We start from the raw sequence: 16,241 nt of genomic DNA on the forward strand, positions 1-16,241 counted from the left end.
CCATGCTGTTCAAGCAGTTCACGCGCCTGGCGCAGATCAACAGCCCCCTGGGGCCGGACAAGCTGATCCTTGCCGAGATGGGCGGCAGCGAGGAGCTCGGCCGCCTGTTCGACTACGAGCTGCAGCTGACCAGCGACGACCCGGCCATCGACCTCAACCAGCTGCTGGGCAAGCCCATGAGCCTGAGCGTGCAGCAGAGCGTCGGCAGCTCGCGGCACTTCCACGGCATCGTCGCCCGCTGCAGCCAGTCGGTGGACCAGGGTCAGTTCGCCGCCTACCGGGTCACCCTGCGTCCGTGGCTGTGGCTGCTGACGCGCACCAGCGACTGCCGGATCTTCCAGCACCTGAGCGCGCCGCAGATCATCAAGCAGGTGTTTCGCGACCTGGGCTTCTCGGATTTCGAGGACCTGCTCAGCCGCAACTACCGCGAGCGCGAGTACTGCGTGCAGTACCGCGAGACCAGCTTCGACTTCGTCAGCCGCCTGATGGAAGAAGAAGGCATCTACTACTTCTTCCGCCACGAGCAGGAACGCCACGTGCTGGTGCTGGCCGACGCCTACGGCGCGCACCAGAAGGCGCCGGGCTACGAGACCGTGCCCTACTACCCGCCGGACGGCCAGCACCGCGAGCGCGACCATATCAACGACTGGCACCTGGCCCAGGAAGTCCAGCCGGGCTCCCTGGAGCTCAACGACTATGACTTCCAGCGCCCCAGCGCGCGCATCGACGTGCGCTCGGCCATGCCGCGCCCGCACCAGGCCAGCGACTACCCACTGTACGACTACCCCGGCGCCTATGAGCAGACCCAGGACGGCGAGCATTACGCGCGCACCCGCCTGGAGTCGCTGCAGAGCCTGCACGAGCGGGTCGAGCTGCGCGGCAATGCCCGGGGCCTGGGCAGCGGTCACCTGTTCAGCCTGAGCAACTTCAGCCGCCAGGACCAGAACCGCGAGTACCTGATCGTCGCCGCCCGCTACTACGTGCACCAGGAGCGCCTGGAAAGCGGTGGCGGCAGCGGCGCGGCGCAGTTCGAGAGCAACCTCAGCTGCATCGACGCGCAGCAGAGCTACCGCCCGGTGGGCAGCACCCTGCGGCCGATCGTCAAGGGGCCGCAGACCGCCGTGGTGGTCGGCCCGTCCGGCGAGGAGATCTGGACCGACCAGTACGGTCGGGTCAAGGTGCACTTCCACTGGGACCGCCACGACCAGTCCAACGAGAACAGCTCGTGCTGGATCCGCGTGTCGCAAGCCACGGCGGGCAAGAACTGGGGCTCGATCCAGGTGCCGCGGATCGGCCAGGAGGTCATCGTCAGCTTCCTCGAAGGCGACCCCGACCGGCCGATCATCACCGGGCGGGTGTACAACGCCGAACAGACGGTGCCCTACGACCTGCCCGGCGGCGCCACCCAGAGCGGCATGAAGAGCCGCTCGAGCAAGGGCGGCAGCCCGGCCAACTTCAATGAAATCCGCATGGAGGACAAGAAGGGCGCCGAACAGCTGTACGTGCACGCCGAGCGCAACATGGACACCGTGGTCGAGCAGAGCGAGACGCTGTCGGTGGGCATCAACCGCAACCAGACCGTCGGCATGCTCGAGACCATCACCATCGGCCAGGACCGCATCCGCGCCGTGCGCCGCGACGACATGCTGCTGGTCGGCGCCAGCAAGACCGACAGCGTCAGCACCAGCTACCTGATCGAAGTCGGCGAGAACCTGCGCCTGGTCTGCGGCAAGAGCGTGATCGAGCTCAACGCCAGCGGGCAGATCAATATCAGCTGCGAGCAGTTCAGCTTCCACGCCAACGCCGACGCCGAGATCAACACCGGCGGCACCCTTGACCTGAACGTGGGCAGCGGCGCGCAGACCGCCCCGAACAACCAGGGCGTGAAAACGGCCATCGACGGCGCGGTGAAGGCCCTCTTCCCCGCCGCCGGCAAGTAACGAGACCGAACCATGAGCTACCGCCTCAACGAATTCCGCTTCGCCCTGCCCGACGCGCAGGTGCGCGACACCAGTATCAACATCCTGCGCTTCGAGGCCCTGGGCACCTCGCTGATCGTCAGCCGCAGCCTGCTAGAAGAGGGCGAGACCCTGCAGAGCAACTTCGACGGCCAGCTGCAGCGCCTGCAGCAGCAGGTCAAGGACCTGCAGTTCCAGCCGGCCCGCGCCACCCAGGTGGGCGCGGCCCAGCCGATCGAGGCGATCGAGCTGAGCAGCCAGTTCAGCAAGGGCCAGGAGAAGGTCTACCAGTACCAGCTGGCGCTGGTGCTGCCGGGCACGCGCAAGATGTTCGCCCTGAGCTACGTCAAGCCAACCCCGCTGGGCGAGGCCGAGGCCGCGCACTGGGCGACGCTCAAGCAGTCCCTCGCCTTCGACAACCTGGGCTGACGTAGCGGATGTCCGACGCACTCTGGGCCGCCCGCGAGGGCGATGCACTGTTGCACACCTCGGTGATGGCCGACATCATCGGCGGCGTGCTGGAAGTGGCCGCCAACGTCGCCATCGGCGCCCTGGCCACCGCCGCGGTGGCCGCGGCACTGGGCATTACCGTGGTCACCGGCGGCCTGGGCTGCTTCGTGCTCGGCGCGGTGGTGGGCCTGGTGGTCGGCGTGGTCATGGCCAAGACCGGCGCGGACACCGGGCTCAGTCGATTATGCGAGGGCATCGGCAACGCCCTGTTCCCGCCGACCGTGCAGGCCACCATCGTCAGTGGCTCGCCCAACACCAGGACCAACGGCATGCGCGCCGCGCGCGCGGCCGGCGTGGTCACCGCTCCCTCAGCCCCGGCCAGTGGCGGGGGCGGTGGCGCGCAGGCCGAGGAGCAGGAAGAAACCTTCCTCGACATGGCCAAGGGCTTCTTCTCGCAGATGTGGCGGCCGACCGTCGCCAGCCCCGCGCCCAACACCCAGGAAGCCCCCGACGACAAGGTGCTGTGCACCAAGCACCCGCCGATGCCGCCGCAGTACCTGGCCGAGGGCTCGAGCAAGGTGCTGATCAACGGCCACCCGGCCTGTCGCAGCGGCGATCGCAGCACCTGCGAGGCGGTGATCGTCGATGGCGGGCTGGTGTCGGACAACGTGCGCATCGGCGGTGGGCCGATCGTGGTGCGTGAAATCCGCAGTGGCAAAACGCCGGGGATCGGTTTGGCGATCACGGCGTTGATGATGTTGCGGGGGCGTGGAGGCAAGTTCTACAGCAAGTTCGGGTGCATGCTCGTCGGAGGCGTGGTCAGTTTTGCCAGCAGCCAGGTGACCGCCGCCCTGACTTCGGCCATCGTCGGCTCGCCAAACCCTGTCCACGCGCCCACTGGCGCGAAGATCCTGAGCGACGAACACGACCTCGACTTCACCCTCCAGGCCATGATCCCACTGGACTGGCAACGCTACTACAACAGTCGCGACGAACGCCGCGAGGGCCTGTTCGGTGCCAGCTGGAGCGTCCCCTACGAAGTGTCTGTGAGGGTCGAGCACGACCGCCTGATCTATACCGACGAACAAGCTCGCGTCATCGACATGGGCATGATCGCCCTCGGCGACGCCGTCTTCAGCGCTGGCGAAGGCATCAGCGTGCGACGCGCCCTTGATGGCGAGCTGCTGATCGAAGACATCAGCAGTGGCCTCTATCGTTTGTTCGAACCCAGTCCACAGGACGCCAACCACCTGCGGCTGGCAAAACTGGGAGATCGCAACGACAACCGCATCCACCTGGACTATGACGATCTCGGGCGCCTGATGTGGCTGCGCGACACCTTTGACCGCGTGCGGATCAAGCTGCACTACAGCGACGCTTGGCCACGTCGAGTCAGCCATATCGAACGGGTGTTCGTCGATGACGATGCTGAAACACTCGCCAGCTATCGCTACGACGCCGCTGGCGATCTGGCCGAGGTCCACGATGCACTGGGGCAATTGCAGCGTCGATTCATGTATGACGAAGGTCGGCGCATGGTCGGGCATCAAACAGCCAATGGCCTGCTTTGCCATTACCAGTGGCAGAAACTGGACGACTGGCGGGTGATCCGGCACTGGACCAACGCCGGCGACGAGTATCACTTCGAATACGATATCGAGGCTGGCATCACCTGCATCACCGACCCGCTGCTACGCACCAGTGTGCGGCGCTGGAACGCGCAGTTCCAGATCATCGAGTCGAGCAACGCGCTGGGCCAAACCTGGCGCTTCCACTGGAACGATGAACGTCAACTGCTTGCCGCTACCGATCCTGAAGGCGGTGAATGGCGCTTCAGCTACGACGAATCCGGCAACCTGTGCGAAACCATCGATCCGTTGGGACGCAGTGAATCGACCCAGTGGCTCGAGCATTGGGCGTTGCCTCGCAGTGAAACCAATGCCGCCGGGGCAACCTGGACCTATCGCTACGACCAGCACGGCAACTGTATTCGCGAAACCGACCCCTTGGGCGAGGTGACGCGCTACCGCCATGACGAACATGGCCTACCGCTGGAAACCATCGACGCCACGGGCAAGCGCCAACGTCAGCGTTGGAACGAACAAGGTCTGCTGATCGAGCAGGTGGACTGCTCAGGCTACGCCACACGGTTGCGCTACGACCGGCGCGGCCATTTGCAGAGTCTGACCAACGCCCTCGGCCAGACCAGCCACTTCCAACACAATGCCTTGGGACATCGGATACGCCAGGAGCTGGCGGATGGGCGCATTGTCCAGTACCGGTACACCGCCTCGGGCCTGCTCGAATGCTTCATCGATCCGCTCGGCAACGCCGAGCATTTTCGCTATGACCTGAATGGCCAGCTCATCGAGCAGCGGGACAACCTCGGCCGGCCGACGCTGTTTACCTATGACCGTTGCACACGACTGGTGGCACTGACCAACAGCAACGGTGAGTCCTATCGTTTCACCTGGGATGAGGCGAACCGCCTGGCCGAGCATGAAAATCTGGATGGCAGTCGCAAGGCCTACCAGTACGATGGACTCGGCCAGATCATCGCCATGGACTTCATTCCGGCGCCGGGCGCCAGAGAGGCGCCGATCCATCACCGCCTTCGACGTGACGCCGCCGGCAGGCTGGTTGCGTTGCTTACCGAGGACGACAGCACTACCTACAGTCTCGATCCGATGGACCGGTTGATGGAGGTGATCAGCGAGGATCGTCAGGGGAATGTGCAACGCGTCGCGTTCGAGCATGATGCCTGCGGACGCCGCACTGCCGAAAGCAACAGTGCCGGAAGGCTGGAGCACACCTACGACGCACTGGACAATCGCTTGCAGACGCGGCTGCCCGATGGCCGCCAACTGAACCGCCTGGTGTATGGCTCGGGACACCTCCATCAGATCAACATCGACGGGCAGGTGATCTGCGATTTCGAGCGCGATCGCCTGCACCGTGAGGTCTCGCGAACCCAGGGACGGCTGCTTACCCGTAGCCAATATGACCTCAGTGGCCGGCCGAGCGCCCGTCTGCGCTGGGGCGCCGACCACAACGAACACCTGCCCGCGCCCTGGCAGCAGCGCTTCGACTTCGATGATCGCGACAATCTGGTGCTCTACCTGCGCCAGCAACCCGATTATCAACATCAGCTGCTGATGCATTACGACGCAACGGATCGCCTGCTTGCCAACCAGGGACCGTTGCCAGGCCAAAACGAACAATACCTCTATGACGCTGCGGCAAACCGTGTGCCCGGTGCTGGGCAAGTCGCCCGCCATGACCAGTTGCTACAGCTGAAAGATCGCCACTACCGCTATGACGGTTTCGGACGCCTGTCGGAAAAACGCAGCACGCTGTATGGCGAACAGCATATGAGCTACGACCAGCATCATCGCCTTGTTCAGGTGCGCTCTGTACGCGGCGGGCGCGAGCGCATCGTCAAATTGCACTATGACCCTCTCGGGCGCCGCATCGGCAAGACCGAGCAAGACGATCAGGGCAATCTGCTGGGCAGCACCGACTTTGGCTGGGACGGTCTCAAATTGCTGCAAGAGCGCTGCAACGGCCACCTCACTTTGTATGTCCATGAACCGGGCTATAGAGTCCTGGCACGTGTCGACGGTCAAGGTGCGCATCAACGCACGCTCCATTACCACAACGCCCTCAACGGTCTGCCCGAGCAACTGACCGACAGTGACGGCACGCTGGCTTGGGAGGGCGAATGCTCCGCCTGGGGCATGACCTTGCGCGAGTGGAGGACTGAGGACTTCATCGAACAGCAGAACCTGCGCTTTCAAGGTCAGTACCTGGACCGTGAGACTGGCTTGCACTACAACCTGTTCCGCTACTATGACCCACAGAGCGGCCGCTTCACTCAGCCCGACCCTATTGGCCTGGAAGGCGGCATCAACCTGTACCGCTATGCGCCGAACCCTGTCGGCGGGATAGATCCGCACGGGTTGGACTGGAGCTATTTCCTTTCCGACGAGAAAGGCAACCCGTATTACAACGGGCGAGCCTCGGACAACGATACGCTCGAAGGCGTGGTACGCCGACATATGGAAACCAAGGGCGCAGACGGCCCACGCTTCAAGGAAGGTGACCGCATCAACCGCGTGACACCGATTGGTACCGACTACGACACGATACGCGGCATCGAGGACTCAGGGATCCGCGAGCGAGAAGTGCTCGGCAGAAAGAACCCGAACGTGCGAGGCAACAAGATCTATGGCATCTCCGACGCCAAGGCGAAAAAAGACCCTGGCCTCGAGCGGATAGCGCTCGCCAACGACTTCCTGAAGGCACGCGGTGTCAGCAAAGTCACGCAACTGCCCGTGCTCGACAGCCGTGGCGCCCTGCCCCCCAAGGCCAACAAAAGCTCCTGCGGGAAATGAACATGAATGCAACTCCTGAACAACTTTGCAAGATCCTCAAGGCCCAGCATCCCAGCGAGCCACCAAGCTCGGCGCTGGTAGCCACAGGCCTGGCGACCGAGACCCGCAGAATGAGCCATGACCAGGTGCTTACCTGGCTGTTCAAGGCGCGAGAGACCGTGGTGAAGAAAGAGGTGGTCGCCAACTTTCTCACCGGTGTCGAGCGCAACCAGGCCTACCTGCGCGCGGCCCTGTCGGCCTATGCTTGCGCGACACACCTGCCGCAACACGCCTTCACGGCGCAGGACCAACTGAACTGTCAGGTCTGCAGTTTCTTCAAGGAGCGCGAAGTCAACTTCATTGCCCTCAACAGGGTGCGTTTTCTGATCGGCGCAGCGCTTTTCGGCAGCCCCTCCAATATCGCGTTCCAGTTGCAGGAGCATAACGCCGGGCCGAAAGAACAGCCGGGCAACCTGGAGCTGATGGTGTCGATCCTGGACCTGATCCGTAACGTGCCTGCCGTGACCAAACCCAAGGACCTGCTCAAGCTGCTGCGTAAACTACCCGGTATCAAGATGAGCGAAGAAGAGGGCCGGGGGTTCCTCGACCTGCTGGGACACTGCGGAATACTGCAGACGCCAGAGCATCCAGGCCTGCTGTACCGCTACACCAACCTCGGCCTGGCGCCACGTAGCGCGCGCTCGTCAGATTGGAGCTACCCGATGGACTTCTGGCGCGGTGAGCATGGTCTCAATCAGGATGCCCTGGACTATTGGTTCAGTGACTATCCCGAGCTGCTCAAGGTTTAAGTCCTTGGCGGCCAATCTGCTCGCTGGGCGCCGCATGGGCAATACAACTGTTGCGCGACCCCCTCATGGCAATGGCTCTATGAAAGACGTTGCGACCAGAACAGCAAGAGCCGTGAAGCCTGATATGAACATCTATTTTGTCAGCAACGCACAAGCACCCTGGGGCGATTGGGGTGAGGTGCTAGCCTACGGCATGATCGCCTGGGACGAAGACACCGACATTGACAGCATCGAGCGTACCGGCCCCTACACACCGCCCGCCTACATCCGCTCTGGCCTGCTGGTACTGACCGAGCCGACAAAGAAGGCGTTGGAGAACTCTGGCCTGAAAGGCATCAGCCGCTTCGAGCATCTGGAAAAGACCCATATTGTCGAACTCGACTGGCAGCAATGGGACGCGGCCAAGGACATCAGCGTCTACCTGGAGCTGGATGACGAGCCCGAATCGATCATCGAGTCACGCCCCCATGCCCCACAACTGGCAGCACGCATGCCGGCGTTCTGGTGCGCCTACGTCGCTGGCAAGGTCGCCTTGCGCATGGACGAGAGTGTAAAGAGCAATGATCCCTCTCATTACCTGCAGGTAGTCCGTGCTGATGAGCACGCCGACTTCTTCAAGGCCGATGTGCACGGCGGCTATTTCGTCAGTGAACGGGCAAAGAACTGGCTCGAGCAGCACTGCCCGGAAGCATTCCAGTTCGCCTTGATCCCCCTCCCGGGCAAGTGATATTTCCGTGGGGCTGACAAGGGTCTTACTTAACCTGAACCAGACCCTCGGACGGGGAACCGCTATTTGATGATCGGTTGGCAACAACTCTACGAAAAGCATGAGACCAAGCTCGACCGCCTCTACGACGATGTAGAAGAAGGCAAGCTGGAGCGGCTACGTGCGTTCGCGCAGAAATACCCCGAACTGCTGGTGCTGCCCCGCTATGGCGAGGCCGACGAGGAGGGGCTGCTGCACATGGCCGCTCGAGCCGGACAGGCGGCTAGCTGTGGCCTGCTCCTGGAGCTGGGCCTGGCGCCGAACCAGCCGTATGTAGACGAGGGTCATGCCAGTGCTCTTGAACTGGCAGCCAGCGAAGGGCACCTTGAAACCTGCGTTTGCCTGCTCGATGCCGGTGCCTGGGTCGACGGCCTGCCACTAAGCGTCTGCCCACCGCTATACGCAGCGGCCCAGTCGGGCCACAACGAGGTCGTTGCACTGCTGCTGACACGAGGCGCACAGGTCAATCGCCTGCACCGACGCGCCAATGACAGCGCACTGGACGCTGCGCGCGAATGGGGGCATCAGCGCACGGTCGATCTGCTGCTCGAACACGGTGCACGCAGCATCAACGATGTCGAGGACGCCGATGCCGAAGGCGCCGGACAGGCCATTGTCACCTTTGTGCACAATACCGCTGGGTGGGTCCTGCCTACCGCGTTCTGCCCTCCCAGTGAAGACCCTCGCGGCACGCTGCATGTCAGCCTGATCGATAGCAAGACCGACTACAAGCTGCTGTTCACCACCGGCCTGTACCAGGTTGCCCCGATGACCGAGTTGTTCCTCTGCCTGCCGGGTGACTGGGCACTGCCCCAGGCCGGATTGCCGGTGCCAGACGCCTGGTATTTTCCAGTAGGAATGCTGGCACGCCTCGCCGCCAGAACCTTCGAGCAGGGCCCGGTGGCCGAGGGCATGCTGTTCCAGCGTGACGATCCACAGTTTGCCGACCTGCACTGGCCTTGCGCGGTGGATGCGCTGTTGGCAGTGGACAAGCCCTGGAACAAGCATGGTGAAGGCGAGCGGATTCCCGAACGTGAGAAGGTCACCCTGCTGACCCTGGCACCGGTGAAGTTCACCGGCAAGGGTGCTCCGACCGCCAAGGCCCTGGCCGCGCTCATCGAGCGTAAACGCAAGGCGAGCTGGAAGGTCCTGGCGCTGGAGACGCCGATCTGAAGTGGAACAACCCGTAAGACGCAAAGGATGCTATTGACCATGACCTCGCAAAAAATCGTGCTTTCCGGCCAGGATCACGGTCTGGGCCAGATCGGCGGCGGCGCCCGCCTCAAGGATGCCTCGCTATGGCCACGAAGCCCGGACACTGATGAGCCGATGACCCCGCTGCTGACATTGAGCGACCGCTTCCTGCCCGTCACCTTCATTCCACCCGGCATGGCGATCACGGTGTTCATCACCGCGCGTCAGCAAGACGGCGCCTTCAACCGGTCCACCCAGCGCCACTACACTGTCAATCAGCAGAGCGAGCTCGACGAAAAGCGCGCCAATCGTTTTGCCCGGGTCATCCTGCACGAGCTGGCCGACCAGTCGATCGCCCCGCCCGCCGCGGCCTTACTGCTGGACCGAGCCTACATTCAGTTCGAACCCTTCAGCGATGAGGAAGAAGAACAGGAACTGGAGGACGAGGACAGCGGTATCGACCTGAGCAAGCCCGTCGGCAGGCCTTGCTGGCTGCAGGACCCGATCTACGAACCCCAGCGCTTCCTGTTCCTGATGCAACTGCTCGACAGTGATGTGGCCGCCGCCAGCCGGCAGCACGTGGGATTGTTCTCGGACGGTATCGGCTACCTGTATGTCGACAGGCAGGCACGGCGCGGCAAGCAAGGCGATGAAGCCGGCTTCTTCTTCATCCAGTTCACCTGATTGGAGACCGGGGCCCTGGCTACAGTCAAACCTGGCCATGTGCTCTCCAGGCAATTCCGCGTCGAGTAACAGTCTTTTACCGAAACCCCAGGTTTTCCCCCCGCAGCCTTTGCCTATCCTAGGCCGGGTCATCCCGCCTGCGATGGACCCATGAAAGACTCGCTCCCCAGCCGCTATGCCTGCCTGTTCCTGTGCCTGGTCTTCACGATCGCCAGCGCTCCGTTCCTGCCTGCGCACACCTGGCTCTGGCCCTTCACCGTCATCAGCGCCCTGCTCAGCCTGGTCGGCCTCAACGACCTGCGCCAACGCCACCACGCCGTGCGCCGCAACTATCCGATACTGGGCAACATCCGCTACCTGATCGAGACCATCCGCCCGGAGATCCGCCAGTACCTGATCGAGGGCGACGACGACAAGCTGCCGTTCTCCCGCGCCCAGCGTTCGCTGGTCTACGCCCGGGCCAAGAACGAGAGCGCCGAGAAAGCCTTCGGCACCCTCAACGATGCCTACAAGCCGGGCTTCGAGTTCATCAGCCATTCGATGCTGCCGGTGCCGATGGCCGACCCGGCCTCGTTCCGCATCCGCATCGGCGGCCCGCAGTGCCGCCAGCCGTACTCGGCGTCGATCTTCAATATCTCGGCCATGAGCTTCGGCGCCCTCAGCGCCAACGCCATCGCCGCGCTGAACAAGGGCGCGCGCCTGGGACGCTTCGCCCATGACACCGGCGAGGGCAGCATCAGCCCCTACCACCGCGAACACGGCGGCGACCTGATCTGGGAAATCGGCAGCGGCTATTTTGGCTGCCGTACCGAGGACGGCCACTTCGACCCCGATCGCTTCGCCGAACAGGCCCGCGCGCCACAAGTGAAGATGATCGAGATCAAGCTCAGCCAGGGCGCCAAGCCGGGCCATGGCGGGATTTTGCCGGGGCACAAGGTCAGCGCCGAGATCGCCGCCACCCGGGGCGTGCGCGAAGGCGAGGACTGCATCTCGCCGGCCGCCCACAGTGCCTTCAGCACACCGCGGGAGCTGCTGCAGTTCGTCGCCCGCCTGCGCGAGCTGTCCGGCGGCAAACCGGTGGGTTTCAAGTTCTGCCTGGGCCATCCGTGGGAGTTCATGGGCATCGCCAAGGCCATGCTGGCCACCGGCATCACCCCGGACTTCATCGTCGTCGACGGCAAGGAAGGCGGCACTGGCGCGGCGCCCCGGGAGTTCTCCGACAACATGGGCGTGCCGCTGCGCGAGGGCCTGATGTTCGTGCACAACACCCTGGTGGGGCTGAACCTGCGCGAGCGCATCCGCATCGGTGCGGCGGGCAAACTGGTCAGCGCCTTCGACATCGCCAGCGTGCTGGCCATCGGCGCGGACTGGGTGAACTCGGCGCGGGGCTTCATGTTCGCCATCGGCTGCATCCAGTCGCAGAGCTGCCACACCAACAAGTGCCCCACCGGGGTGGCGACCCAGGACCCGCTGCGCCAGCGCGCACTGGTGGTGCCGGAGAAAGCCGAGCGGGTCGCCAGTTTCCACCGCAACACCCTGCATGCCCTGGCCGAGATGCTTGCCGCCGCCGGCCTGGACCATCCCTCTGAACTCAAGCCCAAGCACCTGGCGCGGCGTATCAGCGCCAGCGAGATCGGCCTGTTTTCGCAGCTGCACACCTTCCTCAAGCCGGGCGAGCTGCTCAGCGGCACGATCGACAGCGAGTTCTATGCGCGGATGTGGCGGATGGCACGCAGCGACAGCTTTGCACCGGAGACGGGGGAGATCGAGGTGGCGGCGGCCAGCGTGCGCCGGAAAGAAACAGCCCCGGCATAGGCCGGGGCTGCGGGTCACGCAAGATCAGGATCAGAAGATGCTGATCGGGTACTCGACGAATACGCGGACTTCGTTGCCGTCGTCGGTGTAGTTGTCGGCATAACGAACGGCGTTGTTGGTACGCAGGAAGGAACTACGCAGCTTGATCGACAGATCCTTGGCCGGGCCTTCCTGAACCACGTAGCGAATCTGGTTGAAGATTTCGCGCTCTTTACCTTCACCGTAACCCTCAGGCTTGCCGACGGTGCGAGTGTTGATATTGTCACCCACCACGTAGGCGAGCTTGTAGGTCAGGCCAGGGATACCAAAGGCACCGAAGTCCAGGCCGTAACCCAACTGCCAGGAGCGCTCGTCCTCGGCGTTGAAATCGGACCAGTAGGAGTTCGCCAAGTAGATGGTCGAACCACCATCACCCACGCCACCCGCGTTCTGATACCAGCCATATTGATAGCCGGTGCTGCCGGTGCTGCGCTGGTGCGCCAGGGTGAACGAGTGCGGGCCGTAGGCGTAGGTCGCCGCCAGGCTCCAGATGGTGTTGGAGTCGCCGTTGAGCTTGGCCGCACGCACGTACTTGTTGTCGATGTCCGACTTGTAGCCGTTGAAGTCCAGGGTCAGGGACTGGTCGCTGGCGATCGGGAAGACGTAGTTCAGGCCCAGGTAGTGCTTCTTCATCACGTCTTCGTTGTCGGCGGTGTACAGCGACGCGGTGAAGTTATCGGTGAACTTGTAGCTGCCGCCGAGCACATTGATCGACTTCAGGCCACCGCCATCACGGCGTTCGGCACTCTTACGCGCCTCCTGGGTGAAGCGACCGGCGTTCAGCTCCAGGCCTTGGATTTCCTTGGAGGTGATCAGCGTACCGGTGAAGCTTTCCGGCAGCAGACGGCCATCGTCGTACTGCAGTACTGGCAGGGTAGGCATCTGGTCACCGTATTTGAGCACGGTGTTGGAGATGCGGAACTTCACGGCTGCACCTGCACGGGCCAGGTCATGCGGACCACTGGCGTTGCCATCGGCGTTCGTGGAGTTGTGCGGTTTGAAGAAATCGACACCCGCGCCACCGTTGTGACCCTTGCCACCATCCAGACGCACGGCGTACAGGCCGAAGGCATCGACACCGACACCCACGGTGCCCTGGGTGAAACCGGAGGAGAAGTTGGCGATGAAGCCTTGGCCCCACTCGATCTGGTCATCGGTACCGTGCTTCTTGTCACGGTTGATGTAGGCGTTACGCAGCAGTACGTTGGCGTGGCTGTCTTCAACGAAGCCCTTGCTTTCGGCCTGCTCATTGGCCTGTGCCTGGGTCGCGGCGATCATCGCCAGGGCGACCAGGCTGATCCTGGTTTTCAACATGTTATTTTCCTTATTTCGTATTCAAAAACGCTCTGCATGAGAACGCCAGGAACCAACGCCCCTTCGTAGGTTCGACGCTATGCGGATCCAAGCCGAAGGCCCGCCAATGGTCTGCAACGGGCCTTGCAGCCGCATGGCCAGAGAATGGCCAGCAGGCGTAGAGCCCGAATCCTAGCCCTGCCTGCTCATACATGTCAAAAAAACGTGAAATGCAGGTTGATATAACCAAAAACAAGGTCGGCGCTGGTGCATTTCCATGCATATCTGCCGTGGGTCAGCGCAAATTTGTCTCTTTTGTGGAAAGCGGGCGAAATCCATAAAACCGTCATACGACCGTGCTTCCGCAGGCCTCTCGATACCCTGTCGGAAATTGCCCTGAGCAGCGTGGGAGCGGCGGTGCGACTTGCCCCGCGATAAGGTCGGCAATGCCCTCATCACCGTCCAGCCAGGGCGCCATCGCGGGACAAGCCCGCTCCTACAGGTCATCCCCGTGCGCATCCGCATGAATATCAAGACAATTCAAAATCAATCCGAATAGATAGCAACATTTTGAAACATATGTAAAGACAACCCTTTACAAATGTCGATGCAACAGTAAATAGCAAGCATTACCATTCGCGCCCAATTTCTCACTCCATTCCTTGGACGCCTTCGATGCCTGCCCCCTGCCGCCTTTCCCCCCTGACCCTGGGCCTGTCACTGCTGTTCAGCGCCGGCCTGGCCAGTGCCGCCACCACGACCCTGCCGGAAACCTCGGTGACCGCCGACAGCACCCGCGAAGAGGACAACCCGCGGGTCAAGGACGTGACCACCGCGACCCGCACCTCGACCCCGGCGCGCTATGTGCCGCAGGCCATCGACTCGGTGAAGACCCGCAACGTGCTGGACTACGGCAGCAGCAACCTGGGCAAGGCGCTGGAAGGCATCCCCAACGTCAGCAGCGGCGCCGACACCCGCTTCGACAGCCTGCGCATCCGCGGCTTCGACGCCAGCAACGACTTCTACCTGGACGGCATCCGCGACGACAGCCAGTACACCCGCGACCTGCACAACATCGAGCGGGTCGAGGTGCTCAAGGGCCCGGCGGCGGTGCTCTATGGCCGTGGCAGCCAGGGCGGCATCGTCAACCGGGTGAGCAAGGCGCCGGAGCACGGCCGCCGCTCGAGCATCGAGGCCCAGGGCGGCAGCCAGGACCTGCGCAGCCTGTACGCCGACCTCAGCGCCGACCCCAGCGACACCCTCAGCCTGCGCCTGAACCTGGGCAACGAAGACAAAAACAGCTTCCGCGACGGCATCGACGGCAACCACCGCCAGCTGTTCGCGCCGTCCATGAGCTGGCAGATCACCCCCGAGCTGAACTGGCTGGTGCAGTACGAGTACAGCCGCTACGACCGCACCCCTGATCGCGGCATCCCCGGCAACCCGCTCACCGGGCGCCCGGCCGATGTCAGCCGCAAGACCACCTACGGCGACACCCAGCGCGACTACATCAACGACCGCGCCGAATCGCTGCGCTCGCGCCTGAACTACGAGCTGAACGACCAGTGGCAACTGCGCCACACCTTCAGCCTGTTCACCCTGGAGAGCGACTTCGACAACACCTACCTGACCGCCTACCGCCCGGCTGCCGGGCTGGTGGATCGCCAGCGCTGGCAACAGGACCTGAGCACCCGCAACCTCTACAACACCGTCGAGCTGGAAGGCCATGTAGAGACCTTTGGTCTTGAGCACACGCTGCTGGTGGGCCTGGAAATGGGCGAGCAACGCCGCAACTCGCTGCTGCACCAGGGCGTCGGCGTGCCATCGGTACCCGTGCAGGGCTCGACGGCCGGCCAGCAGCACAACGGCACGATGCGGGTGTCCAGCAACAACCACACCGACGTCGAGAGCACCGGTATCTACCTGCAGGACCAGATCCGCCTCAACGACCAGTGGCAACTGCTGGCGGGCGTACGCTTCGACCAGTTCGAGGTGGACACCACCAACAAGCTGCGCGACATCTCGGAAAAGCAGAAGGACAACAGTTTCAGCCCGCGCATCGGCGTGGTGTACACGCCCTGGCAGGACCACTCCTTCTATGCGTCCTGGAGCAAGACCTACTCTCCGGTCGGTGGCGGCCTCATCGGCATCACACCAGGCGCTGCCGGCAACACCAACCAGACCGACCCGGAACAGACCCGGCAGAAGGAGATCGGGGTCAAGAGCGAATGGTTCGACCAGCGCCTGAGCACCACCCTCGCGATCTACGAACTGGAGCTGTACAACCGCCGTACCCGCGACCCGATCAACCCGGAGCTGATCCAGCTCAGCGGCCTGCAACGCTCGCGCGGCATCGAGCTGACCGCTACCGGCAACGTGGTGGGCAACTGGTATGTGCGCGGCGGCATCGGCCTGCAGGATGCGACCATCGTCAAGGACAACAACGGCCAGCAGGGCAACCGCATCAACGACGTGGCCAAGCGCAACGCCAGCCTGTTCGTCACCTGGAAACCGGAGCTGGGTTGGTACGCCGAAACCGGCCTGACCCTGGTCGGCGACCGCTACGCCGACAACCAGAACACCGTGATCCTGCCGGGCTATGGCCGCTGGGACGCGCTGGCGGGCTACCGCACTCATGACTGGGATGTGCGCGCGGCGCTGAGCAACATCACCGACAAGACCTACTACAGCTCGGCCACCAGCGCCGCGCAGATCCAGGTGGGCGATCCGCGCAGCCTGGTGGTGACCGGGACGTATAGTTTCTAAGTTACATGGCCTTTGTAGGAGCGGCCTTGTGCCGCGAAAGGGCCGCAAGGCGGCCCCAGGATTTCAGCGTTCATGCAAGATCGCCGGGGCCGTC

The 16,241-nt window shown here is 63.3% G+C and carries 10 protein-coding genes; 9 read left to right on the top strand and 1 reads right to left on the bottom strand.

Annotated features, from left to right (window positions below):
- Positions 1-2 precede the first annotated feature (2 nt).
- The 8 genes from NMG10_RS21650 to NMG10_RS21685 all read left to right on the top strand — a co-directional run bounded on the left by NMG10_RS21650 (position 3) and on the right by NMG10_RS21685 (position 12,049).
- Positions 3-1,940, top strand: a complete 1,938-nt coding sequence (locus NMG10_RS21650; RefSeq protein WP_254465102.1) for a type VI secretion system Vgr family protein — start codon at positions 3-5, stop codon at positions 1,938-1,940.
- 12 nt (positions 1,941-1,952) lie between these two features.
- Complete coding sequence (locus NMG10_RS21655; protein ID WP_232854845.1) at positions 1,953-2,387, top strand: DcrB-related protein; 435 nt, start codon at positions 1,953-1,955, stop codon at positions 2,385-2,387.
- A gap of 8 nt (positions 2,388-2,395) precedes the next feature.
- On the top strand, positions 2,396-6,802 hold the full coding sequence (locus NMG10_RS21660; RefSeq protein ID WP_254465103.1) for an RHS repeat-associated core domain-containing protein: 4,407 nt from the start codon (positions 2,396-2,398) through the stop codon (positions 6,800-6,802).
- A 2-nt stretch (positions 6,803-6,804) separates the two neighbouring features.
- On the top strand, positions 6,805-7,590 hold the full coding sequence (locus tag NMG10_RS21665) for a hypothetical protein (protein WP_232854843.1): 786 nt from the start codon (positions 6,805-6,807) through the stop codon (positions 7,588-7,590).
- A 124-nt stretch (positions 7,591-7,714) separates the two neighbouring features.
- On the top strand, positions 7,715-8,317 hold the full coding sequence (locus NMG10_RS21670; RefSeq protein WP_232854842.1) for a hypothetical protein: 603 nt from the start codon (positions 7,715-7,717) through the stop codon (positions 8,315-8,317).
- A gap of 69 nt (positions 8,318-8,386) precedes the next feature.
- Entirely contained in the window at positions 8,387-9,529 is a 1,143-nt protein-coding gene (locus tag NMG10_RS21675; protein ID WP_254465104.1) for an ankyrin repeat domain-containing protein, read from the top strand.
- A gap of 39 nt (positions 9,530-9,568) precedes the next feature.
- On the top strand, positions 9,569-10,234 hold the full coding sequence (locus tag NMG10_RS21680) for a hypothetical protein (RefSeq protein WP_050703356.1): 666 nt from the start codon (positions 9,569-9,571) through the stop codon (positions 10,232-10,234).
- 150 nt (positions 10,235-10,384) lie between these two features.
- Positions 10,385-12,049: an FMN-binding glutamate synthase family protein gene (locus NMG10_RS21685; protein WP_232854840.1), complete on the top strand. Its 1,665-nt coding sequence runs from the start codon at positions 10,385-10,387 to the stop codon at positions 12,047-12,049.
- 30 nt (positions 12,050-12,079) lie between these two features.
- On the opposite strand, the gene NMG10_RS21690 is transcribed toward NMG10_RS21685, so the two are convergent.
- On the bottom strand, positions 12,080-13,402 hold the full coding sequence (locus tag NMG10_RS21690) for an OprD family porin (RefSeq protein WP_232854839.1): 1,323 nt from the start codon (positions 13,400-13,402) through the stop codon (positions 12,080-12,082).
- A 654-nt stretch (positions 13,403-14,056) separates the two neighbouring features.
- Here NMG10_RS21690 and NMG10_RS21695 point away from each other — a divergent pair.
- Entirely contained in the window at positions 14,057-16,147 is a 2,091-nt protein-coding gene (locus NMG10_RS21695; protein WP_232854838.1) for a TonB-dependent siderophore receptor, read from the top strand.
- Positions 16,148-16,241: the final 94 nt, after the last annotated feature.

The sequence above is a fragment of the Pseudomonas sp. DVZ6 genome (genome assembly GCF_024259445.1).
Lineage (GTDB): Bacteria > Pseudomonadota > Gammaproteobacteria > Pseudomonadales > Pseudomonadaceae > Aquipseudomonas > Aquipseudomonas peradeniyensis.